Below are 25,130 nucleotides of genomic sequence, written 5' to 3' on the forward strand. Positions count from 1 at the left end.
GGTCAGTCCTTGGGCGCCGATGGAGGCGCAGGAGACGTCGCTGCGGGCGCCGATGCCGCAGGCGGTGAGAGCGCTGTCGGTGGCGAGGATGGGGGCGAAGGGGACGGCGTGTACTTCGGCCCGTCGGTGCTGAAGAAGCGCTGGCGGGTCGCCTCTGCGACCGCGTTGCACTGCGCATCGCCAACCTTGGCGTGGTCGGCCTTGCATTGCGCGCGCAGCTCCTTCAGGCGCTCGGGATGGGCCACCAGCAACTCGACGGACTCGATGGGCACGGGCTTGCTGCAGGCGGCAACCAACACCGCTGCAAAAGCGGCCAGGATCATGATGGGAAGCTGTCTCATGGCTGCCCCTCAGTTGCCGTAGAAATTTACCGTGAAGGGCGTGTACGCCGTGCCGTCGCCCTGGAAGCGCCGGCGCACCTCGCGTGCGCGCTCCTGCACTGCGACCTGCCGCGCCTGCTCCAGCGCCGTCGCACGATCCTGCGTGATCTGAAGCTGCTGCGCCTGCATCGCCTGGCGCGATTGCAGGGCCAGCAACTGGTTCGTCGCTTGCATTGCCTGCAGGGCTCCGGCGGCCGACTGGCTGCGGTTCACCAGGTCGGTCAGGGTCCGCTCGTCGGACGTGAAATTCTGCACTGCCTGGGACTGCACCTTGGCCGCGGTGCGCAGCGCTTCGAGGGAGTTGGTCCAGCGCGTGCGCGCGTCGGTCGCCATCTGCGCGCCCGAGATCGCCGCCGAATAAGACTCGGGGTACAGCCGACGGAAATCCGTCTCCATCTGCGCAACGTTGAAGGCCAGGCCCTGGCCCTGCTGGATCAACTGGTTCGTCGCCGATAGGGCTGCGCGCAGCTCATTGAGCGCGCTGAAATCCAGGCTGGTCAGATTGCGTGCCTGATTCATCAGCGATTGCGCCTGGTTCTGCAACTGTTTGATCTGGTTGTTGATCTGCTCAAGCGTGTTGGCGGCCGTCATGATGTTCTGCGCCAGATTGGTGGGATCGATCACGACCCACTGCGCATGCGCGGCGGGAGCAATGGCGATCAGCGACGCCGCAGCGGCGGCGAGAAGCTGCTTCTTCATGGTGAGTTCTCCTGAGGTGACGAAGGAATGAATGGAAACGATGGGATGAGGTCAGCGGCCCAATCGAGGTCGCGGTGGCGCAGCCAAGCTGCTGCGAAGCCCGAGGAAGTGGCGGCTGCGGACACGGCGTCGATGGCCCGTTGGTCTTCGGGTGTGGACGCTCCGGCAAACGCCAGCGCCACCGACCCCAGCCCGAGGTCGAAAACCCGGTTGCCCAGCCGCGACTGGTAGTAGTAGTCGCGTTTGGGTTGCGCAGTCGCGACGATTTCGATCTGCCGCCCGTTGAGTCCGAAACCCTCGTAGATCACCCGAATCTGCGGCTCGGTCGCCTGCGGGTTCGGCAGGAAAATGCGGCTTGCGCAGCTCTCCACGATGGCCGGCGCAATCGTCGAATCCTTGATGTCCGCCAGCGACTGCGTGGCGAAGATCACCGAGACGTTCTTCTTGCGTAGCGTCTTGAGCCACTGACGGATGCGCGAGGCGAACACCGTGTCATCGAGGAACAGCCAGGCCTCATCCAGAATCAGCAACGTAGGCGCGCCATCGAAGCGCTCGTCGAAGCGGGCAAACAGGTAGCCGAGCACCGCCAGCACTGCCGCCTTGCTGTGCATCAGCTCTTCCATCTCGAAGCCCTGCACAGATGCAGTACCGAGCCGGTCCCTTTCGGCATCGAGCAGCTTGCCGTGCGCGCCTCCCAGAACGTAGGGCTGCAGGGCCTGACGCAGGGCGTTGGACTGCAGCAGCACCGACAGCCCGGTCATGGTTCGCTGCTCGAATGGAGCGCTGGCCAGACTTTTGAGCGCCGACCAGACGGCATCCTTCTCGGGCGGGCCGACGGTGATGCCTTCTTGAATCAAGCGCCCCTCGATCCACTCGGCCGCCCAGGTGCGGTAGCCGTGCTGGTCGATGCGGGCGAGTGGCTGGAACGCAATGGCGCCCTCGGTGCCGAGGTCGTAGTGTTCGCCGCCGAGCCCGAGAATGGTGGCTCGCATGGAGCGGCCCATGTCGAAGGCGAAGATGCGCGAGCCAGGGTAGCGACGGAACTGCATCGCCAGCGTCGCGAGCAGAACCGACTTGCCCATGCCGGTCGGTCCCACGATCAGTGTATGACCAACGTCGCCGATGTGCGTGACCAGACGGAACGGCGTCGCTCCATCGGTGCGGGTGACGATCAGCGGCGGGCCATCAAGGTGCGCATTGCGCTCCGGCCCGGCCCACACGGCCGACACCGGCATCATGTGCGCCAAGTTCAACGTCGAAACAATGGGTTGGCGCACGTTCGCGTAGGCGTGGCCCGGCACCGATGACAGCCAAGCATCGACCGCGTTCAATGTCTCGGGTATGGTGACGAAGCCGCGACTCTGGATGGCCCGTTCGACGGCACGCAGCTTTTCGTCGGCCGCAGTGGCGTCGGCGTCGAGTACGGTCACCGTGGCCGTGACGTAGCCGAAGGCCACCTGGTCGCCGCCCAGCTCCTGCAGTGCCGCGTCGGCGTCCGTTGCCTTGTTCGAGGCATCGGAATCCACCAGCGGACTCTCCTGCTGGAAGATGGTTTCGCGCAGCAGCGCAACGATATTCTTGCGCTTGGCGAACCACTGGCGGCGCAGGCGGCTCAGTTCCTTCTCCGACTCAGCCTTGTCCAGGCACAGAAATCGCGTGCTCCAGCGGTAGGCGAAGCCTAAGCGGTTCAGATCGTCGAGCAGGCCCGGCCAAGTGGAGGTCGGAAACCCGCGGATCGACAGCGCCCGCAGGTGCTGATTTCCGAGCATCGGCGCCAGACCGCCCACTAACGGTTCGTCGGCCAGCAGCGCGTCCAGATGCATGGCTACCTCGGGCACGGCCACCGCATGCCGGCGCGTGGACACGCAGCCATGCAGGTAGGTCAAGGTCTGCGCGTCGTCGAGCCATGAGATCTCCGGCATCACGCCGTCGAGCAGACCGAAGAGGCGTTCGGTCTCGGACACGAAGGCTTCGAGCCGCTCACGCCAATCCACGCCTTCAGACCGGTGGTTCTCATAGAGCATCCGGGCCGCGCGGGCCGTCGACTCCTCAGGCGGCAGGTACAGCAGCGTCACGTGGTAGCTGCTTTCGAAGTGGCTGGCGTCCTCCTCGAAAGCGGCACGGCGTTCTTCGTCAACCAGCCACGAGAGCGGCTCGGGAAAGCTCGAACCGGGATAGTCAGCCGCTTCGCGTCGCACGGCGTCGACGAACAAGGCCCAACCGGAGCCGAGACGCCGTAGCGCGTTGTTGAGCCGCGCCGACGTGGCGACCAACTCTCCTTGTGTCGCGCTGTCCAGGTCCGGCCCCCGGAACCGTGCCGTGCGCTGGAACGAGCCATCCTTGTTGAGCACGACGCCGGGCGCCACCATTCCGGCCCACGGTAACCAGTCAGCCAGCAACGCGGGGCGCTTGCGGTATTCGGTGAGATTCAACATCGTGACCTCACACGTCCAGCAACTGCCGGTGCTTGATGTGTCGCGCGAAGACCTGCATGAATTGCGGGTCCAGGCGAGCTCCCCAGACGGCGAGCGAATGTCCGATGACCCATAGCCCGAAGCCGGGAAGCCAGAGCTGCAGGCCCAAGCCGACTGCGGCGGCCAGCGTGCCGTTGGCGATCGCCACGGTGCGCGGTGCCCCACCCAGCAGGATCGGCTCGGTCAAAGACCGGTGCAGCGGCACCTCGAAGCCGGCCAGACTTCCGATGGTGGAGTTCATGCCAGCACCGCCCCGCCCGTGAAGCTGAAGAAGGTCAGGAAGAAACTGGACGCGGCGAAAGCGATCGACAGACCAAACACGATCTGGATCAATTTCCGGAAGCCGCCGCTGGTGTCGCCGAAGGCTAGGGCCAGGCCAGTCGAAATGATGACGATCACTGCAATGATCCGTGCCACCGGTCCCTGAATGGATTCGAGCACCGATTGCAGCGGTGCCTCCCAAGGCATGTTCGAGCCGGCCGCATGCGCGGGCAGCGCCACGGCGAGCAGCAGCGCCGCTGCGGCGGTAACGTAGAGAAGCGGTTTTGCGGAAACGCGTGAAGTCGTCATGAAGGATCTCCTGTGGAAGAAGGGTTGGAAGGAGGAAGCGACGGGAAGAAAGAAAGCTCGGTATCGAGCTGGTAGCCGTGGCTGTCATGGCCGACGACGCGCGCGATCTCTCGCACGCGGCGCGAGCGGCCACGGCCGGCAATGAAGACGATGACGTTGACCGCCTCGGCAATCAGGGCGCGCGGGATGGTCACGCTGACCTCTTGCACCAGTTGCTCCAGCCGCGTGAGCGCGCCGTGCGCCGAGCCGGCATGCACGGTGGCAATGCCGCCGGGGTGTCCAGTGCCCCAGGCCTTGAGTAGGTCCAGTGCTTCGGAGCCGCGCACCTCGCCGACGACAATGCGGTCCGGTCGCAGCCGCAAGGTGGCACGCACCAGGTCGGCCATGGTGCTCACGCCCGGCTCGGTGCGCATGCACACATGGTCGTCGCTGCGGCACTGGAGCTCCACCGTGTCTTCGAGGATCAGCACACGGTCGCGCGTCTCTGCGATCTCGTCGAGCAAGGCATTGGCCAGCGTGGTCTTGCCGGTGCTGGTGCCGCCCGCGATGACGACGTTCAGGCGCTCGCGCACCGCGCGGCGCAGGAACGCCGCCTGCTCCTCGGTCATCACGCCATCGGCCACGTAATGGGCCAGCGTCATGATGTGCAGCGCCCGCTTGCGGATCGCAAACGACGGCGCGCGCACGACGGGCGGCAGCACCCCAAGGAAGCGTTCACCAGTCTCAGGCAGCTCGGCCGACAGGATCGGTGCGCCCGGATGCACCTCGGTCCGCACGTGCGCGGCCACCAGCCGGATGATCCGTTCGGCCACTGCAGGCGGAATTGCTGCGCCGGTGGCCTCCCGGCCCGAGCCCAGCCGGTCCACCCAAAGCGAGCCGTCCGGGTTCAGCAGCACTTCAACGACTTCGGGGTCCTCCAACGCGGCCGCAATCTCCGGCCCCATGGCTGTGCGCAGCATGCGGATGCGCCGCTCCAACGAGGCGTCCATGCCGTTCGGATCAGGCAGGTTCACGAGGAACCTCCATGGCGTCGGCATCGGTCCCCGACTGGGCATCCGCCTGCGTCGGGTCAGCTTCAGCGGGTCCAATGTCCTCATGGACTTCGCGCACCAGGCTGCGCCCGCGCTGGATCTGGCGCGCGAGCTGTTCGATGAACTGCACGTAGCGGGCGCGCCCCTGCGCGCGAGCGGCCTCCTGCTGTCCCTCGGGAACAGGGATCGAGACCGTCAAGAAGTAGCGGACGTAGAGCGCCACCGTCTCGATCAGCACGTTCTGGTCGCGCTCCAGGCGGTCGAACTGGCGTGAAAGCCGGTCCAGGCGTTTGGCGATGGCGGCCTCACGCTGGTCCTCCCCATCGGGCGAGAGGAACGAAGCCAGCGCCGCAGCGATCACGGCGGACTTCGACACGCCCTTGTGCGCCGCGATCTGGTCCAGACGCTTCGCGTGCTCCGGCTCGATGAAGATGTTCAGCCGGGCGCGGGTCATAGCGCGATCCCGTCATCAGGGTCCAGTGCGACCAAACGCGCGGTACGCATCAACTGCCGGTCCACGTCTTGCGGCCGCAGCGGCACGTCGTCTTCGTCATCAAGCACCAGCAGGCCCTCGCCGTCAGGCACCAAGGGCGCATCGGCGGTGAGATCCAGTTCGGGTTTGAGCTGGTGGCCACCCTCGTCGGCAAGACCGCCCGCATCGCCGCCAGAAGAAGTCGACAGTGCAGCCAGCGGTGGCAATCCGCTCCAGTCGTCAGGGCGCGTCGCGGGACGGTCCGCGTAAGCGCCGGCAACCAGCACGGGCGCGGGCAGGACGCGCGTGGTGAAGTTCCGGTCCTGGTAGTACCGCAGCTTCTTCGCTTTGATCGGCGGATGGCCGGAGACCATCACGACCGCGTCGTCCTGCGGCAACTGCATCACCTCGCCAGGCGTGAGCAGAGGACGGGCCGTCTCCTGGCGCGACACCATGAGGTGGCCGAGCCATGGCGCGAGCCGGTGCCCGGCGTAGTTGCGCTGGGCGCGCAGCTCGGTCGCTGTGCCAAGCGCCTCGGAGATACGCTTGGCCGTGCGCTCATCGTTCGTCGCGAACGCGATGCGCACGTGGCAGTTGTCCAGGATGGAGTGGTTCTGGCCGTAGGCCTTGTCGATCTGGTTGAGCGACTGCGCGATCAGGAAGGCACGCAGGCCGTAGCCCGCCATGAAAGCCAGTGCGGATTCGAAGAAGTCCAGCCGCCCAAGCGCAGGGAACTCGTCCAGCATCAGCAGCAGCTTGTGCTTGCGTGCAATGCCGTCTGAGCCGTCCAGCGACTCCGTCAATCGCCGGCCGACCTGGTTGAGGATCAAGCGAATCAGCGGCTTGGTGCGGCTGATGTCCGAGGGCGGCACGACCAGGTAGAGCGAGACCGGATGGGCAGCCGAGATGAGGTCGGCGATCCGCCAGTCGCAGCGCGAGGTGACTTCGGCGACCGTGGGGTCACGGTACAGGCCCAGAAAACTCATCGCGGTGGATAGCACCCCCGAGCGCTCGTTGTCGCTCTTGTTCAGCACTTCACGTGCAGCCGAGGCGACAACGGGATGGACCTCTTCACCCAGATGCCCGGTGGTCATCATCCGGTGCAGCGTCATCTCGAATGGGCATGCCGGATCGGACAGGAAGTTGGCCACACCGCGCAGCGTCTTGTCCTCGCCGGCGTAGAGCACGTGCAAGATGGCACCGACCAGCAGGGCATGGCTGGTCTTCTCCCAGTGGTTGCGCCGCTCCAACGCGCCTTCAGGATCGACCAGAATGTCGGCAATGTTCTGCACATCTCGGACTTCGTACATGCCTCGCCGTACTTCGAGCAGCGGGTTGTACGCTGCAGACTTGGCGTCAGTCGGGTTGAATAGCAGGCAATGCGAAGACCGCGCGCGCCAGCCGGCAGTGAGGTTCCAGTTTTCGCCCTTGATGTCGTGGATCACTGCCGAGCCTGGCCAGGACAGCAGAGTCGGTACGACCAGGCCCACACCCTTGCCGGAACGCGTCGGAGCAAAGGCCATCACGTGCTCTGGCCCCTCATGGCGCAGGTATTCGGCGTCCCTGTGCGCGGTCTTGCCAAGGAACACACCGGCAGGCCGAGTCAAGCCGGTTTCGGCAATCTCCTCGTTCTCGGCCCATCGAGCGGAACCGTAGGTTGTGACGTGCTTGGCCACCCGTGAGCGCCAGATCGCCATACCAATGGCCGCGCCCGTGGCCAGCAATCCGCTCGACGCGGCGATGACCCCGCCGCGCTCAAATACCTCGGGTGCATAGGCACCATAGAAATACCACCACTCGAAAAGCTTCCACGGCTGGTAAACCGGCGAATGCGAAACGCGGAACCAAGGTGGTCCAAGCCTGGCCTGATTGCCAAGCGCATGCGCCGTCCACTGCGTGCCAGTCCATAGGCCGGCGAGGGCGATACCCAGCACCACAACAATCTGTCCGAACAAAATACCGGTCGCACCCCGAGTCGGCATGGGCTACTCCTCCTTTGCGTCTGGATTCCAGCGCGTGCATGCTCCAGCGGCACCGCTTGCCCGAGTTTGGAATCGAGGCCCCAAACCGCACACCCATGGAAGAGCGATGGGGCGGGTTGTGGCGTAAGCTGGCGGAAGAAGCTGGGGCCGTACGACAGAGTTGCGCTTTTAATGCGTTTAACTCGTCAGCGAGTAGCAGCATCGAGGCAACTGCGCGAACTGTCCAAGACCGATCACGCCATGCGGCGCGTCGTAGGAGCGATAGCTGTAACGACTAATGCAAAGTTTTGGTGTGCGCAACAAATCGTTGCAGCGAATGCGGTAGACCGAAGCGCTGGTGTTTGTGCAGCACGAACGTGGTGATACGCTCGTCCTCGTGCAGTGGTACGGCCACAACATCCGAGCGGCACAGCGTGGCAACGTGACCCGCGTCTGCCAAGCCCACTCCCAGGCCTGCAGCGATGCGCGTGAAGTAGCCGCTCAGCGTGGAGGCTTCCCCTGCGAATGTAGGAATCGTCGAGTGGCGTTGCGCGATAGCCCGAATCTGATGCAGAAGGCCCGGCAGCCGATCGGCATGGCAGGACAGGAGCGGAAAGGCCAGCACCTCGGTGATAGGTAGCGTAGGCTGCAATGCGAGTTCATGCCCAAACGGCAGCAGTGCCATGGCGCGGTAACTCCACGCGGGCTGCTGCGAGATGGTGTCGTCATTCGGTAGACCGAACGAAAAGCCTGCATCGAGCTGTTCGCGCTGCAATGCTGCCGCCAACTCCGAAGCACGCATCTCGGTCAGCTCCAGGGGCACCTCCGGGGCCACTTCGCGCCAGCGTACCAAGCACTGGGAAAGTTTGGGTTGCGCGATTCCGTCGGCCACCCCGATTCGCAACGGTGCGCGGAAGCGGACGTCCGTATCGCGTACGGCGCGATAAGTGCGTTCGACGCGGATGAAAAGCTTCCGTACCTCCTTGAGCAAACGCAGACCGGCAGGCGTCAAATGCAACTTGCGCGGGGTGCGGACAAATAACTGCACGCCCAGCTGATCTTCGAGATCGCGGATGGTCCGCGATAGCGGGGTCTGATCGATGTGCACGCGTTCTGCAGCACGGCGAAAGCTAAGTTCCTCAGCGACTGCGATGAAGTAGCGTAGGTGCCGCAGCTCGATCATTGCCACCTCACCGTGTCTGCTAGAAAACGCACGGTGATGAAGGTGGCAAGACGATAGAGAGAAAGCGTCAGGCTAGTGACATCAGTGTGATTCATTTTTTTCACTCCTTGATCTTGCCTTTCGGCAAGGTGCCCTGACTCGAACACGCCAGGTCGACATCGATGCAGTTCACGCCGCGCTGAAAAATGGCTCGATTGGTATCTCTTGCTCCCCCTTTCCGCGGGGCCCCGAAGACTCGGCACTGTCGATGCCTAGCCCACAATCCAGTTGTCTTCGCAGTCGGACCTAGTCAACTTGTCTGCATGCGCGAGTGGGGCCTACACACCAAGCACAACAAGGCGAAGCGGGCGGGAGACGCGAGAGTTGAGCATCCACTTCCCTTCCATGGAGACTTATTGGTGGTCGAAGAGCAAATCGCCCAGCAGTCGCGCGACATGCACCGCATCTCGACCGACCCATCGGCGATCTGGGTAACTCGGGTTGTGCTTCGGGAACGAGCTTGAGCGCTTTGAGGATTGACTCGTCCATCCCGTTTGCTTGGCGGATAACGATTCGAAGTTCCTTCGATGGACATACGTGCTCTATACCTACGCATATGCAAAACTCGTACTGCTTCCCCTGCAAAACCGGGGCTCCTGCGGGGCAAGGACTAGAACATCGTATTGCTGTTGGCCGATTCCGCGGGCACTTCCTGGATGACATCCCAGTGCTCGACGATCTTTCCGTTCTCGACACGGAATATTTCGACCGTCGCAAGTTCCTTGCCGAAGAAGAAGCTCTTCGCGTGAATCCAGACGAGGTCGCCCTCTGCGACCACTCGCTTCACTTCTGCCTTGGTCGGAACGCCGCTGTCAATTGCGCCTTGGATAAGTGCGCGAATTTGTTCCTTCCCGTCCGGGTAGAGCGGGTTGTGCTGTATGTATGAATCCCCCCAGTAGCGATCAATTGCGGTCAGATCCAGATTCCCGAAGAGTTCTTGCGCCGCCTTGAGGACGAGCCGCTTATTGGCGTCGGCCGTTGATGTTGATGCTGTTGTCATGAAGTTAGCCCTTTCAGTTGTTTGTAGTTACATTGCTGGTCGTTCAGAGACTTGAGCGATTGGTGTGTCGCACGAAGCCACTCTTATACGAGTACGCCAATTGCGGCGGGATCGAACTCTTTCATAGCGTAGCCAGGGTTGGCGCCTACCTTTTCTATCCAGTGGATATCGCACATTGGGACTCGTCCGACAGCGATCAGATCGAACTCCTCGCACTCCGTCCGATCGACCAATTGGTCGAGGCTTGCGGCTTCTGAGCGCTCTCCGCCTGTGTGTGCTGAGGAACTCGTTGTTATGTCCAATAGCATCGACGCTGATGGTCGGCGCCCCCAAGGGCTTTTTCGCCCATCCGGTGATGGTTGAGGCCGTTTTCGCCAAGCCAAGTTCAAATGACTCCACGCGGTAGGCGCGAAACAGAACGTCATTTGGGGTCGAGGACACTTTGAAAGGCTCCACTGGGAAATGACCCGACATTCACAGGAAGAACATCGAGAAAGGTTCGCCGCTTCTCGAGCAACTTGGCGGTCGATCTTTCGATCATCTTGAGGAGCCGCCAACCGCCCGCGCATCTCATCCCGCCGGATATTCGATGTCGGAGGCAACCTTGCCGCCCCCGAACGACCAATCTTCCATTACGGTGTTCGCCGAGAGGCGGACGAAAACATCGTCCGGCGACAGGCCTGGTAATACCGAAAGCTTCTCCACGAGACGGGCCACAAACGCCTTCTTCTCATCACGCCGCCTTGCGTCGGACTCGATGTTGATGAGGATGAAATCGTCACTTCGCTCGCCGTCGATCCCAAATCGTCGATCGTATATAAGCGTCCCGGGCTCCAACTGTTCGATGATCTGGAACATGTCGTTCTCAGGCATGAGATAAGCCTCAACGAGGGCTTCATAAATGCTCTGTGATAGCTGCTTGATGTATTCTGAAGGCTTACCCTTCAGCATAGTTACGCGAACGAGTGGCATGGTTTTTTCCTTTTCTGTGGTTTGGGGATGAATTGGCGAAAAACGAACATCAGAGTGGCACGCCTATCTGGCCACGATGGTTTGAACAGCTAGTCCTCAACGCTAAAGCTCACGCCGGCGTGCCGCCTCAATCGCTCGACCAGGCTGCCGCGCAGCGCAGCACCAGGGGTCCAGATGCCACCTGGCACATCCGGCGCACCCATCAGAGCGATCGCCGTTTCAGCGAGCATTTTTGATGACGCGCCATAACCGGGATCGATATCGCCCTTCACTGACGTGCGCACCTTCCGCCCGTCCGCTCCGATTCCGATGAACAGGATGTCGTAAAAGCCGGCCTCACGCTCATCCTTGGTCGGCCCCTCGCCGGGCTTGGGCAGGAGGCTCATATCCCCTACGCTCGGTATTTCGCCACCGCCAACCACCATCTCGTCGTAAAGGAAATCCCTGCCATAAGGATGACCCATCAAGAGGTTCGAGCGGTGGACGTTCTTGGTATCGAGCGCCGCCATGATGAACGGCCCAACGGGTCCCACGTCGGGGTCATCTCTGACCGCGTCGCCTTGAGGTTGGGTTGGCCCCTCGAAGCCAGGCGTTAAGCCAAACGGGCTCATAAAGACCGCGCGCTGCACAGCATCGTTTTGAACCGCCGCCATTGTGGCCATCACACTCGCGACAGAGCCCCCCGAAGGGCCGCCTTGCATGGCCCGCAGCCGAGCTTTCACGTGTGGCGCGGGGGCGCCCAGCGTCGCCTTAGCCGTCTCTTGGGCGTAATAGACTCCAAGCTCGAACACCAGCGAATCGAACCCGCATGAGAACAAGATCCGTGCGCCAGACGCCTTCGCCGTCGCCTCGTGCGTATCGATCATCTGACGAATCCAGGCGGGTTCGCCACACAAGTCCAAATAATCAACCCCAGCAGCCGCGCAGGCGGCCACCAAGTTTGAGCCGTAGAACTGATAGGGTCCAACGGTCGAGACAATCGCCTTGGTCCGCGCGATCATCGAGGCGAGTTGGGCCGGGTCGTTCGCGTTGGCCTCCACCAGCGGCATGTCCTTCGGCGCCCCGAGCTGATCGCGCACCTCTGCCAATTTTGCTTGGCTGCGACCGGCGATGGCCCACTTCACCTTACCGCCCACGCCATAGCGCCGCGCGTAATGCTCCGCGACGAGTCGGCCGATGTAGCCGCTCGCCCCATAGACAATAATGTCGAACTCCGCCGCCGGGTTCATGGCAGGCTCCCTCTCGCTAATCGCATGTGCTCTTCGCTCCAATTTGCCCGAGCTGGCAAGCATTCCTCGCAGGCGTCATCGGGGCGCCCACCGCGAAATGCCTCAACAGATCGGTTTAACTTTACAACCATCGTCCAGATGGTACTCTGCCTGGTTTATTTTTGCAACTTACGGCTTGAGTACGAATCGATGCAAGCCACGACACCACAGTGACTTCGGCGCTGTCGGAACGTGGATCGTCTATAGCAACAAGCCACTGGCATGCACACATTGGCATGAAGGAGTGAGATGAAGGGCAAGCGCACAACGCTGGAAACCAGCACTTGCGCGATCGCGCGATCCCTCGAGTCAATTGGTGACTGGTGGTCGCTGCTGATTGTTCGTGACGCTTTGGCGGGAACGCGGCGTTTTGGGGAGTTTCAGCGGAGCTTAGGACTAGCGAAGAACATCTTGACCACGCGTCTGCGGAAGCTGGTTGCCTGCGGCGTTCTCACCACAGCACCCGCCTCCGATGGGTCCTCCTATAGAGAGTATGTCTTGACCGAGAAAGGTGAGCGGCTCTACCTAGTGGTCGCCGCGCTTTGGCAATGGGGAGAAGAATTCTGTTTCCCTCCCGGGCAACTCTCCTACGATCTGGTGGACCGACAAGCGCACGAAAAACTCCGCCCACTTGAGTTGAAATCACAGGACGGTCGCACGCTCGGACCCCACGACTTCGTTTCGCGCGCGCTCGAACGAGAAGACAGAGATCCTTCTTCAACCGCGCTGAGTTCAGGGGATCCGCTAAGAAAATGAGCGCCTGACAAGCATCCACGTCAGCGTCGCTTCACTTCGCGAGATGTTGAAGGTCACCAAATGGTATTTTTGCTCGCTCGCGTATGCGAGCCACGCTCTTGCCCTCGCGTCTGGCCCGCTGCAGGTGCGGCTGCCAACGCTTCGGGTCGATCTTGGGGATGCTGGTCAATACGTACTCCTTCATGGTTGATGAAGCGGAACGTGTCAATGACTTTGCAGCACCTGGCGTCATAAATTTACTACGCAAAGCAGCGGTGTTTGAACAGAGTTGATCGCCATCCTTAGGTGGTGGGTTGATCCACACCGCAGCAGGCACGGCATGGGTGGATGGCGGTTTGCCTTTGAAGCGTTCTGGGTGATCCACAAACGCGGCATCAAGAGCGACTTGACGGATCGCGCATACCGTGTCGGCATGCCCGCAATGAACGCCGTGCGGCGTCATGTGTGCGGTGCCCGAATGGCGATGCACGGTGTTGTACCAAGCGAAGAAAGTCTGGCAGTGGGCGCGTGCGTCCTCGATGCAGCCGAAGCGTGAGGGCAAGTCCGCGCGGTACTTCATCGTCTTGAACTGCGACTCGGAGAATGGGTTGTCGTCAGAGACGTGTGGCCTTCTGTGGCTCTTGGCGATGTCCAGGTCGAGCAGGAGTGCGGCCACGGGCTTGGAGCGCATGCTGGCGCCACGGTCGGCGTGCAGAGTCAACATGCCGGGCTGCATGTCGTGGCGCGCCACGGTGTCAGCGATCAGTTGCTCGGCCAACTCTGCGCTTTCGCGCGCGGCGATCAGCCAGCCCACGACGTGGCGGCTGAAGATATCCAGGATCACATACAGATGAAAGCACGTCCACTTGGCTGGCCCCTTGAGCTTGGTGATGTCCCACGACCAGACCTGGTTGGGTGCCATGGCCAGCAGCTCAGGCTTCATGTAGATCGGGTGCGCAAGTTGGCGGCGCCGCTCGCGCACGCCACCGTTGACGGCCAGCAACCGGTACATCGTGCGCACCGAGCCGAGATAGACGCCTTCGTCGAGCAGCGTGGCATGTACGGCCGCTGGAGCGGTGTCGGCAAAGCGCTCGCTGTTCAGCGTGTTTAGCAGCACATGGCGTTCCTGCGCGTCCATCCTACGTAAGGTGGCGCTCCCACGTGCCCTGCCTTACCTGTTCGCTTCTCTGAAGATTGCCATAACGCTAGCCTTCGTGGGCTCCGTGGTGTCTGAGATGGTGGCCAGCAATGCGGGCGTCGGCTACCTACTGCTCAACGCGAGCTCGTCTTTCCGAGTTCCACTGGTATTCGCCGCCCTGCTGGTCGTCGCCGTGCTGGGCATCTGCATGTACTGGCTGGCTGATGTGATTGAGAGCCGGACTACGGGCTGGGTTCGACGTGGAAACGAGTCCGGGGATATATTCGGCGGAGGTTGAGACGCTGAGACAGTAAAGGATGGGAGTTTTCTGATCAGCATTGCTGCTCACTACGCACTTACGCTCGCAGCATGAACCACCTCGGTCTGAACTGCCCTCCAGGAGCTGAACAGTCAAAGTTCAGGGCTCGACCTGCGCGTGTCAATCGACGCATGCCAATGACTGTTCATCCGTCTTCGTGTCCTAAGGTGCGATGGCGTGGTAACCGCTGCTTGCAGGTCCGGGGCGGATGAGCAATCTCTCGAGACTTCGTGACCAGGCAAGGCGACTCAAAGCCCTCGTCAACGACCTTTGCTCACATTGTCGACAATCGTCAAATTGAATGCTATAGTCATGCGCCGATCAAAAATTGAGTTTTCAACTCAGTTCATCCGAGTTCTATCAGCCACCAATTCGCATGCCAAAGATTCCCGAATTCGACTTAAGTCGCATGGCAACTCCGTTCGTGCCAGTCGCAGAGAGCGAAGCACAGAGCATTGCGAGTCGGATTTACGGCCTGCAAGGCCGGTTGACAAGGTTTGCCACAGAGAAAGACGACACGTATCGACTGGACAGCCCCTGCGGCGCGTATGTTTTGAAGCTGGCCAACCCTGCCGACGCGCAGGATGAACTGGACTTTCAAGTCCGACTGCTGGAGCATATTGCCAAGGTCTCACCCGATTTGCCCATTCCGCGCATCGTACGGACGTTGACCGGCAAAACACATGCCAGCATCTTGGACCATGCCGGCCAGACACGGCTTGTTCGGCTCATGTCTTTCGTGGACGGTACGCCGCTGGACGCGTCGTCCGCCAATGGCCATCAGCGCCGCCTCATCGGTGCGATGCTCGCCCGCCTGCGTCTGGCCACTGAGGGGTTTGTTCATGCCGCGAGCCACCGCTTCATCCCGTGGGATGTCAAGAACATCGAGAGTCTTGAGTTCCTCGTGGCCAACATCGATGACGGCTTCCAACGTGGGATGCTGGTCAAGGGCTTGCAGAAACTGGCCCCGCTGCTACCGCGCATCCATGCGCTACGCAAGCAGGTACTGCACAACGACTTCAGCAAATCCAACATCGTCGTCGACCCTTCTACGGCGGCGTTCGTCACTGGCATCATCGACTTCGGCGACGCTGTCCACACCGCCATCGCGATCGACGTCTCCACCGCGCTGCTCAACCAGCTTCCTCGCAATAGCGGAACGCTGCCCAGCCAGGATATGTTCGCCGCGGGGCGCGATGTCCTGCACGGCTACCTTGCGAATGCGGAACTCCATGCCGAAGAACTCGAACTGATTCCACACTTGGTCATGGCGCGTGTCATCGCACGCGCGTTGCTAAGTATCAGCCTGGCCAAGCAGTTCCCCGAGAACTCCGCCTATCTGTTGCGCAACACGCTGCAGGGGTGGGCCCAATTGCAGTGGTTTCTCAATCGCAGCCACGAAGAGATTTCCGTGGCCATCTTGGTGGCCGATCCCGCCTGATCTCGAATTTCGCTCCACTGAACCAAGAAAGAACATGAGCAAGGATCTCGCCCGCACCGCCCCTGGCGGCAAGATGGTCAACGCCTTCAACCCGGCTACGGCCGAAGGCCTAGCCCATGAGACACGACAGATGATCGACAAGCGCATGCGCCTGCTCGGCCCCGCGTATCGCCTCTTCTATCAAACACCCGTGCAAGTGGTAAAGGGCAGTGGCGTGCTTCTGTGGGACGCCGAAGGCAACGAGTATCTGGACGCCTACAACAACGTCGTCTCCATCGGTCATGCACATCCTCGGGTCGCGGCAGCGGTTCACGAGCAGATGCAGACCTTATGCACCCACACGCGTTACCTACAACCCGGTATCCTCAAGTATGCGGAGCAGCTGCTGGCGACGTTCGGCGGCGCCGTGGGCGTGGCCGGCCATGTCATGTTCACCTGTACCGGCAGCGAAGCCAACGACCTGGCCTTGCGCATTGCCCTGCACCACACCGGCAAGCGCGGCATCATCGTGACCGAGGAGGCGTATCACGGCAATTCCCATCTAACGGCCGGGTTCTCGCCCTCTCTGGGCATCAGTTCACCGCTGGGCACCTGGGTGCGGCAGGTGCCGGCGCCGGACTCTTACCGCTTTTCACCCGAAGAACTGGGCCGCAAGATGGCGGCCGACGTACAGGTGCAAATCGACGACCTGCAACGTCATGGCGATGGGCTGGCGGCCTTCATCGTCGACTCCATGTTCTCCTCCGATGGCGTTTACGGTCATCCGACATCGCTGCTGGCCCCGGTTGCAGAAGTCGTGCGCAAGGCCGGAGGCCTGTTCATCGCCGACGAAGTGCAGTCCGGCTTCGGCCGCACCGGCGAAAAACTCTGGGGCTTTCAACGCCACGGCATCGATCCGGACATTGTGACGATGGGCAAACCCATGGGCAATGGTTTCCCGGTCGCGGCCATTGCCGTCAGGTCCGAGGTGGTCGCCGGCTTTGGCAGTTCGATGCGCTACTTCAACACCTTCGGTGGCAACAACGTCGCCATCGCCGCCGCCCAGGCCACTCTCGACGTCATCCAGGAAGAGGATCTCGTGAGGAAATCCGGCCGCATTGGTCGCCTGCTGCGCGAGGGCATCGCGCAGTTGTCGTCCCAATTCGAAATCATTGGCGACGTGCGCGGTTCGGGCCTTTACACGGGCGTCGAGCTGGTCAGCGATCGCGCGCTGAAGACCCCGAATGCCGCCGCGGCGACCGCGGTCGTCAACGGCCTGCGCCAGCGCCGCGTGTTGATCTCAGCCACTGGCAACCACGCCAACATCTTGAAGATTCGGCCGCCACTGGTGTTCGGTGAACAGCACGTTGACCGCTTTCTGACCGAACTGGAATACGTCTTCAGACGTTTGCCAAAATGATGGGCAGCTGCGGCTGGCCGGCCGAACCCCGCCGGGCGCAGCGCCCCGCTCTACCGGGTCCCCGCCGCAGCCTTCAGCCATTCCTCGAGTCGCTTACCTTCACTTTCGTTGTGCGCCATCGCCTCTTCCGCAGCCAGTGCCGGCTTGCCCGCCTGGATGGCTTCGTAGATCGGCTTGTGCTGCAGGCGAATCGCTTCGGGCGTAATCTCCTCGATCCTGTTGCTTGTATCGATGCAGAGGCGAACCTGCTGCTCGACCAAACGGTACTGGTGGTCCAGGCGGGAATGCTGTGCCGCTTCGATGATCGCGCGGTGGAACGCGAAATCGCATTTGGAGATCGCATCCATCCTGCCTGCCTTGCAAGCGGCGTCCAGTCGCAGGTACGCCTGGGTGATTTTCGTGCGCAGCTTTTCGTTTCGGCATTGGGCTGCGAGGCGCGCAGCGAGCCCTTCCAGGCTTCCACGCAAGGTCCAGACTTCCCAGACGTCCTGCGCCGACAATTCGGCGATCTGCCAACCGGTGTAAGGAATTTGCACCAGGATGCCTTCACTGGCCAGCTTGTGCAGGCCCGTGCGAAGCGTCGCGCGCGCAACACCCAACTGCTCCGAGAGCGCGATCTCCGTCACACGCGAGCCCGGTTTCACCGCGCCGGACAGGATGAAGTCTCGCAGGTTAGCCTCGACTTGCGCCTCTGCAGACAGCTTGAAGATCGGACGGACTTGCGCAACGCTCATAGTTCAATACACCTGAAATTGTTCGAAGAAACTTAGCCGAGGGGCTCGTGGCAAACCTGCCTGACCGCGCGAGCAACTATGGCTACCCATCCTATTATTGTCAGCAATCGTCAATCATATTTAATCAGGGGCATTCCATGTCGACAACCGTGCGTTCCGCGCTCCACTTCAATGCAGACCGCTTCCTCACCGACCTCCGCTCGCTGGGCGCCATCGGCGCCGACACCGAGAAGGGTGGCCGAACCCGGCTGGCCCTGACGGATACGGAAAAACAAGGGCGCGATTTCGTGAAGGGTCTGATGATCGACCTGGGCCTGCGCGTGCAGGTTGACCGGATCGGCAATCTCATCGGCACCCTCCCCTCCCAGAACGATTCGAAACCACACTTGATGATGGGTTCGCACATCGACACCGTGCGCAATGCGGGCGCACTCGACGGTTGCTACGGCGTTCTCGGCGGCTTGGCCGTGTGCCGAGCCTACCGGGACGCGGGCGTATTGCCTGAGCGCCCCCTCACCGTGATCGCCTTCACCGGGGAAGAAGGGGTCCGGTACCACCCCGACATGCTGGGATCGCTGGTATATGCTGGCGGGATGTCGCTGGAGGAAGGACTCGCGAGCCGTGGCATCGATGGTACCGTCCTCGGCGATGAACTCCGGCGCATTGGTTACAACGGCACCGCGCCCGTGGGCGCCATCGTCCCGGCCGAGTATATCGAGCTGCACATCGAACAAGGCCCGGTGCTCGAAGCCGAGGGCCTGACCATCGGAGCGGTCTTCGGCGTGCAGGGCATCTCCTGGCAACGCATCACCATCAACGGAACGGCGAATCATGCCGGTACGACGCCGACACGGCTGCGACGCGATGCAGGCCTGGCGGCGGCCAAGGTCATTGCCTTCATGCGCGAGGAAGTAGCCAACGGCTCGGGCGGCACCACCATCGCAGCTACCGGCAGCATCGCCTTCGAACCCAATCTGGTGAATGTGATCCCGCGCAAGGCCGTCTTCACGGCGGATATCCGCGACCCCGACGAGACGAAACTTCAGGAGGCCGAACACAAGCTTCTGGCGTTCCTCGAGCAGCTACGCGAAACGGACGGCATCGATTTCAGCACCGAGTCGCTCGCCCGCTTCGAGCCGGTCAAATTCGACGAGTCCATCGTCAGCCTGGTCGCGCAGACCGCACAAGAACTTGGCTTGCCCGCCATGCGTATGGTCTCGGGTGCTGGTCATGACGCGCAGATGATCGCCCGCATCGCGCCGGCCGCAATGATCTTCGTGCCCAGTGCCGGAGGCGTCAGCCACAACCCGCGGGAACACACCGACGACCAAGACCTCATTCACGGGCTTCGCGTGCTGCTGCGCGTGGTGCAACGTCGACTGGAGAGTCCATCATGCGAGTGATCTGCGCATTCGCGCCGCATGACCCACGTGCCAAAGTATGGCGAGAGCGGCTCGAAGCACTGCTGCCGGATTTCGAGGTCATCGACTGGCAGCCCGACGCTCCTGCGGGTGACTACCTTGTCCTCTGGAATCCAGATCAACGGATCATCGACTCCCAACCTGATCTGCGCGCCATCTTCAACGGCGGTTCCGGTGTCGACCGCATTCGTGCGCTGCGCATCCCTGCCGCCCTACCAATCGTCCGCTTAGAGGATGCGGGCATGAGCGAGCAAATGGCTGACTATGTGACGCACGAGTTGCTCCACTACTTCCGGGAATTCGATCACTGCGAGGATTTGCAAAATGCGCGCAAGTGGCTGCCTTTCCCACCCCGCGAGAAGTCCGATTTTCCCGTTGGCATTCTAGGCTTCGGCACCCTCGGATCGGTCGTCGCTGAGCGCGTGAGGATGCTCGGGTTTCCGGTGCACGCCTGGGCTCGAAGTGCCCGCGGTGGCAATGTGCAGGTCTTCGTCGGCGCTGAAGGCCTCAGGGAATTTGCGGCAGCCACCCGAGTGCTGATTTGTCTCGTTCCGCTGACGGAGGAAACTCAGCACATTCTGAATGCGCGACTGTTCAGCCAAATGCCGCGGAACTCCTACGTGATCAATATCGCACGCGGTGGTCACCTTGACGAAGAGGCACTCATTCCTGCGCTCGACTGCGGCCAACTGGCCGGGGCAACAGTGGACGTACTGAACACCGAGCCCGCCAGTGCCGATCACCCATTCTGGACTCACCCGAGAGTGCGCATCACGCCGCACGTGTCGGCCACACCCATCGACTCGATTGCAACCCAGCAGATTGCGTCCAAGATCAAAGCGCACGCCACAGGTGCACCAATCACAGGCATCATCGATCCCAAGCTAGGGTATTGAATCAATAGAGGGCATTTTCGGCGCCGCACACCTTAGGTTTTCTGGCACACGTTGTGCTACTTCATCGAGGCAAGTAGGTTTGGCTCTACACAGGGGTTCGACTGCTTGCTTTATTTTCCCCGATACTATTGTTGACAATCGACATTAAGGAGGGGCTTGGGCACGGTGTGCCTATGAAGTAGTACCAGTACAGGAGTGTTCATGAAGCGTCGATTCTTTCTGTCCGCCGCCGCAAGCACGGGACTCGGCATGGCCTCGCTGCGGGCTATGGCCCAAGGCAATGTCTCTCGGCTCGTCGTAGGCTTTCCACCCGGCGGCGTCGCCGATGCGGTCGCTCGCCTCACCGCCGAACGATTCGGGCCTAGCCTCGGCACGAGCTTCATCGTCGAGAACAAGCCTGGCGCTTCGACAAGCCTAGCCGCCGCTTACGTCAAGCGGGCGAGCCAGGACGGCACCACCCTGCTGTTCGCGCCCTCGACCTCGCTGACGCTGCTCGCCCTGACCAAACGCAAGCTGCCCTACGACCCCGAGAAGGATTTCGCTCCGGTGGCACGCCTTGCCGTGGTACCCAACGCGATTGCTGTACGTAGCGACTCACCTTACAAGTCACTCGGCGAGTACGTGGCCGCTATCAAGGCGGCCAAGATCAGCCCCATGGTGGGAGTCGCGGCGCTCGGTGGCGCCTCCCATATCGCTTTGGCCGGTCTGAGTAAGGAGTTGGGCGTTCGCTTCGAGGCCGTCCCCTACCAAGGCGGCGCGCCCATGACGTCGGACTTGCTGGGCGGCCACATCCCGGCCGCCTCGGACGCGAGCCTGGTAGCCATGCACAAGGCCGGCAAAGTTCGCATGCTGGCGGTGTCGACGACCCAACGTTTCCCGTTAACCCCAGATGTACCGACGTTCGAAGAGTTGGGCCTGCAATCGTTCAGGTCCTTCTGGTACGGCATCTGGGCGCCGGCTGGCACCCCTGCGAATGCGATCAAGCCACTAGAGGTGGCGGCGAGCAAGATGATCGGCGATCCGGACATCGGTCGGCGCTTGCTGGAACTGGGCGTTGTTCCCAGCCTTCTGGTCGGCCAGGACTTCGGCCGCGCCACAGCCGCCGAACGCGATGTGCTACGTCCTATCGTCGTCGCCTCCGGCTACATGGAGGACTGAGCCATGCCAACCCTCTCCTTGCTCCGGGCCGCGGTCTGTGCACTCTTCGCAGCCGTGGCATCCGCCGCCGTCATGGCAGATAACTATCCAACACGTCCCATTCGAGTAATCGTTCCTTACTCGGCAGGTGGCTCCACCGATGTGCCTGTGCGTACCGTCGCAGCCGAGATCGGCAAAGCGCTTGGTCAAGGCATGGTCATCGACAACCGACCCGGCATGGGCGCGATGATCGGCGCGGAAGCCGCTGCCAAGGCCGCACCAGATGGCTACACCTTGCTCGCGGTGTCAAACCCTCAAACCATCAGCGGATCACTCTACAAGCTCAGCTTCGACCCCGTGGAAGCTTTCGTTCCCGTGGCCCTCATCACACGGGAACCTTGCGTGGTGGTCGTCAATCCCGAATTGCCAGTCAAGACCTTCAAGGAGTTCGTCGAATACGTCAAGGCCCGGCCCGGCATGCTGAACTTCGGTTCTTCCGGCAACGGGTCGAATCAGCATCTCTTCGCCGCACGCCTGCTGCAGTCTACCCGTCTCGACATGGTGCACGTGCCTTACAAAGGGGCTGCTCCTGCTGTCGCCGACCTGATGGGTGGCCAAGTGTCAATGATGATGCCTGGGCAGGCAGCCATGATCCCACTCATCAAGAGCGGAAAGCTCAGGGTGCTGGCCGTCACCAGCGGATCCCGTTCGTCCGCGCTGCCCGACGTTCCCACGCTCGCGGAATTAGGCTATCCCGAACAGAACGCCTACGTATGGACCGGTCTGGTCGCGCCCAAGGGCACGCCTGACCCTGTCCTGGGCAAACTCCGGGAGGCCGCAGCCAATGCGATGAGCACGGCCAATGTGAAGACCTTCGTCGCCAACGCGGGACTGGAAGCAAGCACCCTGAACACAGCCGATTTCCATAGTTTTATGCGCAATGAGGCGCTGCAGAACGCTCAACTCGTCAAGCAGATTCAGGTCAAGATCGACTGAACGGCCCATTGCACCAACCCCACGGCCGGACGCGTCTCCGGCCCGCGAGCTATCAACAGATGATCAACACCGCATTGCCCTTTCGCTCCGCCCGCCAACCGATCATGGCGCGCAACATCGTCTCGACCTCTCAACCCTTGGCCGCCCAAGCGGGTTTGGCGGTGTTCAGGCGGGGAGGCAACGCGATCGATGCAGCTTTGGCTGCCGCCATTACCTTGACGGTTGTCGAACCCACCCAAAACGGCATCGGCGGCGACGCCTTCGCCCAGATCTGGGATGGTGGGCAACTGCACGGGTTGAATGCCTCCGGTCGGTCCCCGAAAGTGTGGACGAAGGACCGTTTCGCAGGTAAGAGCGCCATGCCGTTAAGAGGTCCTGATAGCGTGACCGTTCCAGGACTCGTCTCAGGTTGGGTTGCACTGTCAGAGCGGTTCGGTGCTTTGCCCTTTGAAGACCTGTTCGACGATGCGATTCGCCACGCCTGCGATGGCTATCCTGTCAGCCCGATCATCGCACGCCAGTGGACGGATCAGACTCCGAACCTGAAGGTGTTTCCCGGATTCACCGAGTTCCTCGTGCAGGGACGGCCCCCGAAGCCTGGCGAAATCTGGCGAAATCCGGCGCAGGCGGCGAGCCTGGAACTCATCGCGAAATCCAGGGGAGAGGCATTCTATCGCGGCGAACTGGCCACCCAAATCGCCGGCTTCGTTCAGGAGCACGGTGGCGCGTTGAGTACTTCCGACCTGGATGCTCATGCGCCGCAATGGGTGGATCCCGTCCGCCACGAATTCCGCGAGCACCACATCTGCGAAATGCCGCCCAACAACCAAGGCATTGCCGCCCTGCTGGCACTCGGTATCCTGGATCATCTCGACTACGAAGCACACGCCGCAGGTTCGGCGCAGCGCATGCATTTGGAGATCGAAGCCATGCGCCTAGCGTTCGCCGACCTCTACACGCACAATTCGGATCCCGCAACGATGCGCGTGCCGGTGGCTGACCTACTCGACACGAAGCGCCTCCGCTCTCTTGCGAACGCCATCAATGCGACGCAAGCCTCGGTCAAATCCAGAGTCGCACCTCGCAGTTCGGGGACTGTCTATCTGTGCACCGCCGACAAAGACGGGCGGATGGTTTCTTACATCCAATCCAACTATCGCGGATTCGGATCCGGCTTGGTCGTGCCAGGCACAGGCATTGCTTTGCAGAACCGCGGGGCCGGCTTCAGTTTGCAGCCAGGACACGCGAACGAAGTCGCCGGCAGCAAGCTTCCATCGCACACAATCCTGCCGGGCTTCTTGTTCAAGAATGATGAACCTGTCATGGCGTTCGGGGTCATGGGTGCCAACATGCAGTCACAAGGCCACGTGCAGATGGTAATCCATTCTGTCGTGGAAGAACTCAATCCACAGGCAAGCTCAGACGCTCCCCGTTGGCGGATCGATGACCAGGGAAAGCTTATCGTTGAGGCCTTGATGCCAACCGAATGCGTGCAGGGGATGCGCGCGATGGGCCATGACGTGAAGGTGATGCCCGTCGACTCGCTCGAGTTCGGCAGCGCGCAGTTGGTGCAGCGTCTGCCGGGCGATGACATCGCCTATGTCGCGGGTTCCGACCATCGGCGGGATGGGCAGGCTGTTGGCTGTTAGGTCTTCAAATCCGGATGCGGGGCGGATCACTGTGGAAGGATGCATGCCTGCGCTGAGGACGATGGACGGAGGCCACCAATAGCACTATGGTCGTGCAAATCGATCATAGGCAACAATGGCGTCCACTTCGCACTTGCCTATCAGCCGGGATTGCGCGACGCGGTGTCGGCCGTGATGCTTGAACCCAGTCGAGCAGGGCCAACGGCGCGCACGCTCGTGCGCGATGGTGGACCCGCGGGCCTACGAACGCCTTGCGGCGCACACTGGCCTGCTGGCGCTGCGGTGCGCCCCGCCACAGGCCCAGCGCGCGGCACGCCGCTCTGGTGCCCAGAGCGGGGGTGAGTTCCAGCACGCCAGCCATCAGTTGCTCTCGGGCTTGCCGTCGTGTTCGAGCAGGGCCAGCAAGGCGGCAACTTTTTTTGGACTGCGATGACCAGGCTGGCCTTGTCCAGCGGGATCTGCAGCTTGTCGCGCTCGCGCGTGAGCTGGGCGATCTGCACGGCATCGAGCCGCGCGGGGTTGACCTTGGGGCCACGCTTTTGCGGTGCCAGTGCAGTCAGTTCGGCCTGCACGCGCTGGCGCCTCCAGTTGCTCGAGGAGGATGAATACACACCCTCTCAGCGCATCAGCGCATCAGCGCGCCGATCTCGCCAGGCTGGGTGCAACGGTCGGCCGCCGCCAGGATGCGGCGCTTGTCGGCGTTGGAGAAACGCCGGCGCCGGGCACGCGGCACCGCTTCGGTATCGGCTACCAGCAGCACTGATCGGGCGGGTCGGCGCCGGCAAGAGGCGATGCGGACACTGCCTGCATGGATACCTTGGGTTGTTGGGTCTTGGACATACCTACCTCGTTGCTCACTGATTTGTCAGGGGTAGGTGCAGCAGGTCATCTTGGCACAGGGGGAAGCTCGAACATTTATCGCCTTCTCGATCAATGCGGTAGGGCGTGGCTTATTGAGCGCTTACGTATCACCGGCAGCATGAGCCGCGGAGACAAGGACAACTCGGCGATGGAGAGCTTCTTCAGTTCATTGAAGACCGAGCGCCGAGCGCACGGCCAAGAAGGTGTACCGGTCACGAGAGCAGGCACGCGCGGACGTGTTCAACTACATCGAGCGGTTCTACAACCCTACTCGTCGTCAATTGAAGCTCGGCTGGTCAGTCCGATAGAGTTCAAGAAGCTTGGGTCGGTGTCCACGGAATCGGCAGCAGCCCAT

General features: G+C 61.9%; 23 protein-coding genes and 2 pseudogenes. 10 read left to right on the forward strand and 15 right to left on the reverse strand.

Features of this window, described 5'->3' with window-relative positions:
• Positions 1–2: 2 nt before the first annotated feature.
• The 12 genes from QTI20_RS30795 to QTI20_RS25075 all read right to left on the reverse strand — a co-directional run bounded on the left by QTI20_RS30795 (position 3) and on the right by QTI20_RS25075 (position 12,010).
• Entirely contained in the window at positions 3–323 is a 321-nt protein-coding gene (locus QTI20_RS30795; RefSeq protein WP_503011828.1) for an EexN family lipoprotein, read from the reverse strand.
• 27 nt (positions 324–350) lie between these two features.
• Positions 351–1,079 (reverse strand): P-type conjugative transfer protein TrbJ, encoded by a 729-nt coding sequence (gene trbJ, locus QTI20_RS25025; protein ID WP_286553494.1) that lies wholly within the window; start codon positions 1,077–1,079, stop codon positions 351–353.
• Positions 1,076–3,514: a conjugal transfer protein TrbE gene (gene trbE / locus QTI20_RS25030; RefSeq protein ID WP_286553493.1), complete on the reverse strand. Its 2,439-nt coding sequence runs from the start codon at positions 3,512–3,514 to the stop codon at positions 1,076–1,078. The genes trbJ and trbE overlap by 4 nt, the downstream gene beginning before the upstream one ends.
• Before the next feature lie 7 nt (positions 3,515–3,521).
• The gene (locus QTI20_RS25035) at positions 3,522–3,794 is read right to left on the reverse strand and encodes a VirB3 family type IV secretion system protein (RefSeq protein WP_076196635.1); all 273 of its coding nucleotides are present in this window, start codon (positions 3,792–3,794) and stop codon (positions 3,522–3,524) included.
• Positions 3,791–4,123, reverse strand: coding sequence for a TrbC/VirB2 family type IV secretion system protein (locus QTI20_RS25040; RefSeq protein ID WP_286553492.1), 333 nt, complete (start codon positions 4,121–4,123; stop codon positions 3,791–3,793). The genes QTI20_RS25035 and QTI20_RS25040 overlap by 4 nt, the downstream gene beginning before the upstream one ends.
• Entirely contained in the window at positions 4,120–5,112 is a 993-nt protein-coding gene (trbB, locus tag QTI20_RS25045; RefSeq protein WP_239467245.1) for a P-type conjugative transfer ATPase TrbB, read from the reverse strand. The genes QTI20_RS25040 and trbB overlap by 4 nt, the downstream gene beginning before the upstream one ends.
• A gap of 10 nt (positions 5,113–5,122) precedes the next feature.
• The gene (locus QTI20_RS25050; protein ID WP_076196641.1) at positions 5,123–5,608 is read right to left on the reverse strand and encodes a CopG family transcriptional regulator; all 486 of its coding nucleotides are present in this window, start codon (positions 5,606–5,608) and stop codon (positions 5,123–5,125) included.
• Positions 5,605–7,608 (reverse strand): conjugal transfer protein TraG, encoded by a 2,004-nt coding sequence (locus tag QTI20_RS25055; RefSeq protein WP_286553491.1) that lies wholly within the window; start codon positions 7,606–7,608, stop codon positions 5,605–5,607. Before QTI20_RS25055 ends, QTI20_RS25050 begins: the two co-directional genes overlap by 4 nt.
• 274 nt (positions 7,609–7,882) lie before the next feature.
• The gene (locus QTI20_RS25060) at positions 7,883–8,770 is read right to left on the reverse strand and encodes a LysR family transcriptional regulator (RefSeq protein WP_286553490.1); all 888 of its coding nucleotides are present in this window, start codon (positions 8,768–8,770) and stop codon (positions 7,883–7,885) included.
• A 649-nt stretch (positions 8,771–9,419) separates the two neighbouring features.
• Positions 9,420–9,809 (reverse strand): nuclear transport factor 2 family protein, encoded by a 390-nt coding sequence (locus tag QTI20_RS25065; RefSeq protein WP_286539706.1) that lies wholly within the window; start codon positions 9,807–9,809, stop codon positions 9,420–9,422.
• A gap of 570 nt (positions 9,810–10,379) precedes the next feature.
• Complete coding sequence (locus tag QTI20_RS25070) at positions 10,380–10,781, reverse strand: tautomerase family protein (protein WP_076196653.1); 402 nt, start codon at positions 10,779–10,781, stop codon at positions 10,380–10,382.
• Between the two features lie 89 nt (positions 10,782–10,870).
• A complete protein-coding gene (locus QTI20_RS25075; protein WP_286553489.1) occupies positions 10,871–12,010 on the reverse strand; it encodes a saccharopine dehydrogenase family protein in 1,140 nt (379 codons plus the stop codon).
• 288 nt (positions 12,011–12,298) lie between these two features.
• Here QTI20_RS25075 and QTI20_RS25080 point away from each other — a divergent pair, with 288 nt between their 5' ends.
• Positions 12,299–12,805, forward strand: coding sequence for a winged helix-turn-helix transcriptional regulator (locus QTI20_RS25080; RefSeq protein WP_286553488.1), 507 nt, complete (start codon positions 12,299–12,301; stop codon positions 12,803–12,805).
• 286 nt (positions 12,806–13,091) lie between these two features.
• On the opposite strand, the pseudogene QTI20_RS25085 reads toward QTI20_RS25080, so the two are convergent.
• A pseudogene (locus QTI20_RS25085) lies at positions 13,092–13,928 on the reverse strand (transposase); the annotation flags it as partial.
• 4 nt (positions 13,929–13,932) lie between these two features.
• On the opposite strand from QTI20_RS25085, the gene QTI20_RS25090 reads away from it, so the two are divergent.
• The 3 genes from QTI20_RS25090 (at position 13,933) to QTI20_RS25100 (ending at position 17,081) form a co-directional block, all read left to right on the forward strand.
• Positions 13,933–14,220 carry an ABC transporter permease gene (locus QTI20_RS25090; protein WP_503011829.1) on the forward strand — a complete coding sequence of 96 codons (288 nt, stop codon included), beginning with the start codon at positions 13,933–13,935 and terminating at the stop codon, positions 14,218–14,220.
• A gap of 397 nt (positions 14,221–14,617) precedes the next feature.
• Positions 14,618–15,682: a phosphotransferase gene (locus QTI20_RS25095; protein ID WP_286556115.1), complete on the forward strand. Its 1,065-nt coding sequence runs from the start codon at positions 14,618–14,620 to the stop codon at positions 15,680–15,682.
• Between the two features lie 34 nt (positions 15,683–15,716).
• Positions 15,717–17,081 carry an aspartate aminotransferase family protein gene (locus QTI20_RS25100; protein WP_286556117.1) on the forward strand — a complete coding sequence of 455 codons (1,365 nt, stop codon included), beginning with the start codon at positions 15,717–15,719 and terminating at the stop codon, positions 17,079–17,081.
• Between the two features lie 50 nt (positions 17,082–17,131).
• On the opposite strand, the gene QTI20_RS25105 is transcribed toward QTI20_RS25100, so the two are convergent.
• On the reverse strand, positions 17,132–17,815 hold the full coding sequence (locus tag QTI20_RS25105; RefSeq protein WP_076196657.1) for a GntR family transcriptional regulator: 684 nt from the start codon (positions 17,813–17,815) through the stop codon (positions 17,132–17,134).
• Between the two features lie 137 nt (positions 17,816–17,952).
• Between QTI20_RS25105 and QTI20_RS25110 the strand changes: the two genes are divergently transcribed.
• The 5 genes from QTI20_RS25110 to QTI20_RS25130 all read left to right on the forward strand — a co-directional run bounded on the left by QTI20_RS25110 (position 17,953) and on the right by QTI20_RS25130 (position 23,914).
• Positions 17,953–19,218: a Zn-dependent hydrolase gene (locus tag QTI20_RS25110; protein ID WP_286556119.1), complete on the forward strand. Its 1,266-nt coding sequence runs from the start codon at positions 17,953–17,955 to the stop codon at positions 19,216–19,218.
• Positions 19,209–20,132: a 2-hydroxyacid dehydrogenase gene (locus tag QTI20_RS25115; protein WP_286556123.1), complete on the forward strand. Its 924-nt coding sequence runs from the start codon at positions 19,209–19,211 to the stop codon at positions 20,130–20,132. The genes QTI20_RS25110 and QTI20_RS25115 overlap by 10 nt, the downstream gene beginning before the upstream one ends.
• 201 nt (positions 20,133–20,333) lie before the next feature.
• Positions 20,334–21,290 carry a Bug family tripartite tricarboxylate transporter substrate binding protein gene (locus QTI20_RS25120; protein ID WP_076196663.1) on the forward strand — a complete coding sequence of 319 codons (957 nt, stop codon included), beginning with the start codon at positions 20,334–20,336 and terminating at the stop codon, positions 21,288–21,290.
• A 3-nt stretch (positions 21,291–21,293) separates the two neighbouring features.
• On the forward strand, positions 21,294–22,265 hold the full coding sequence (locus QTI20_RS25125) for a tripartite tricarboxylate transporter substrate binding protein (protein WP_286556125.1): 972 nt from the start codon (positions 21,294–21,296) through the stop codon (positions 22,263–22,265).
• 59 nt (positions 22,266–22,324) lie between these two features.
• Positions 22,325–23,914 (forward strand): gamma-glutamyltransferase family protein, encoded by a 1,590-nt coding sequence (locus QTI20_RS25130; protein ID WP_286556126.1) that lies wholly within the window; start codon positions 22,325–22,327, stop codon positions 23,912–23,914.
• 625 nt (positions 23,915–24,539) lie between these two features.
• On the opposite strand, the gene QTI20_RS25135 is transcribed toward QTI20_RS25130, so the two are convergent.
• On the reverse strand, positions 24,540–24,674 hold the full coding sequence (locus QTI20_RS25135; protein ID WP_286556127.1) for a hypothetical protein: 135 nt from the start codon (positions 24,672–24,674) through the stop codon (positions 24,540–24,542).
• 207 nt (positions 24,675–24,881) lie between these two features.
• On the opposite strand from QTI20_RS25135, the pseudogene QTI20_RS25140 reads away from it, so the two are divergent.
• Positions 24,882–25,094 (forward strand): annotated as a pseudogene (locus QTI20_RS25140) (IS3 family transposase); the annotation flags it as partial.
• Positions 25,095–25,130: the final 36 nt, after the last annotated feature.

Origin of the sequence: Variovorax sp. J2P1-31 (assembly GCF_030317215.1) — a bacterium.
Lineage (GTDB): Bacteria > Pseudomonadota > Gammaproteobacteria > Burkholderiales > Burkholderiaceae_C > Variovorax.

Excerpts from the sequence above, each read along its gene's own strand:
- QTI20_RS30795 (WP_503011828.1), bottom strand. The coding sequence starts at position 323 with ATGATCCTGGCCGCTTTTGCAGCGGTGTTGGTTGCCGCCTGCAGCAAG.
- trbJ (WP_286553494.1), bottom strand. The coding sequence starts at position 1,079 with ATGAAGAAGCAGCTTCTCGCCGCCGCTGCGGCGTCGCTGATCGCCATT.
- trbE (WP_286553493.1), bottom strand. The coding sequence starts at position 3,514 with ATGTTGAATCTCACCGAATACCGCAAGCGCCCCGCGTTGCTGGCTGAC.
- QTI20_RS25035 (WP_076196635.1), bottom strand. The coding sequence starts at position 3,794 with ATGAACTCCACCATCGGAAGTCTGGCCGGCTTCGAGGTGCCGCTGCAC.
- QTI20_RS25040 (WP_286553492.1), bottom strand. The coding sequence starts at position 4,123 with ATGACGACTTCACGCGTTTCCGCAAAACCGCTTCTCTACGTTACCGCC.
- trbB (WP_239467245.1), bottom strand. The coding sequence starts at position 5,112 with ATGGACGCCTCGTTGGAGCGGCGCATCCGCATGCTGCGCACAGCCATG.
- QTI20_RS25050 (WP_076196641.1), bottom strand. The coding sequence starts at position 5,608 with ATGACCCGCGCCCGGCTGAACATCTTCATCGAGCCGGAGCACGCGAAG.
- QTI20_RS25055 (WP_286553491.1), bottom strand. The coding sequence starts at position 7,608 with ATGCCGACTCGGGGTGCGACCGGTATTTTGTTCGGACAGATTGTTGTG.
- QTI20_RS25060 (WP_286553490.1), bottom strand. The coding sequence starts at position 8,770 with ATGATCGAGCTGCGGCACCTACGCTACTTCATCGCAGTCGCTGAGGAA.
- QTI20_RS25065 (WP_286539706.1), bottom strand. The coding sequence starts at position 9,809 with ATGACAACAGCATCAACATCAACGGCCGACGCCAATAAGCGGCTCGTC.
- QTI20_RS25070 (WP_076196653.1), bottom strand. The coding sequence starts at position 10,781 with ATGCCACTCGTTCGCGTAACTATGCTGAAGGGTAAGCCTTCAGAATAC.
- QTI20_RS25075 (WP_286553489.1), bottom strand. The coding sequence starts at position 12,010 with ATGAACCCGGCGGCGGAGTTCGACATTATTGTCTATGGGGCGAGCGGC.
- QTI20_RS25080 (WP_286553488.1), top strand. The coding sequence starts at position 12,299 with ATGAAGGGCAAGCGCACAACGCTGGAAACCAGCACTTGCGCGATCGCG.
- QTI20_RS25095 (WP_286556115.1), top strand. The coding sequence starts at position 14,618 with ATGCCAAAGATTCCCGAATTCGACTTAAGTCGCATGGCAACTCCGTTC.
- QTI20_RS25100 (WP_286556117.1), top strand. The coding sequence starts at position 15,717 with ATGAGCAAGGATCTCGCCCGCACCGCCCCTGGCGGCAAGATGGTCAAC.
- QTI20_RS25105 (WP_076196657.1), bottom strand. The coding sequence starts at position 17,815 with ATGAGCGTTGCGCAAGTCCGTCCGATCTTCAAGCTGTCTGCAGAGGCG.
- QTI20_RS25110 (WP_286556119.1), top strand. The coding sequence starts at position 17,953 with ATGTCGACAACCGTGCGTTCCGCGCTCCACTTCAATGCAGACCGCTTC.
- QTI20_RS25115 (WP_286556123.1), top strand. The coding sequence starts at position 19,209 with ATGCGAGTGATCTGCGCATTCGCGCCGCATGACCCACGTGCCAAAGTA.
- QTI20_RS25120 (WP_076196663.1), top strand. The coding sequence starts at position 20,334 with ATGAAGCGTCGATTCTTTCTGTCCGCCGCCGCAAGCACGGGACTCGGC.
- QTI20_RS25125 (WP_286556125.1), top strand. The coding sequence starts at position 21,294 with ATGCCAACCCTCTCCTTGCTCCGGGCCGCGGTCTGTGCACTCTTCGCA.
- QTI20_RS25130 (WP_286556126.1), top strand. The coding sequence starts at position 22,325 with ATGATCAACACCGCATTGCCCTTTCGCTCCGCCCGCCAACCGATCATG.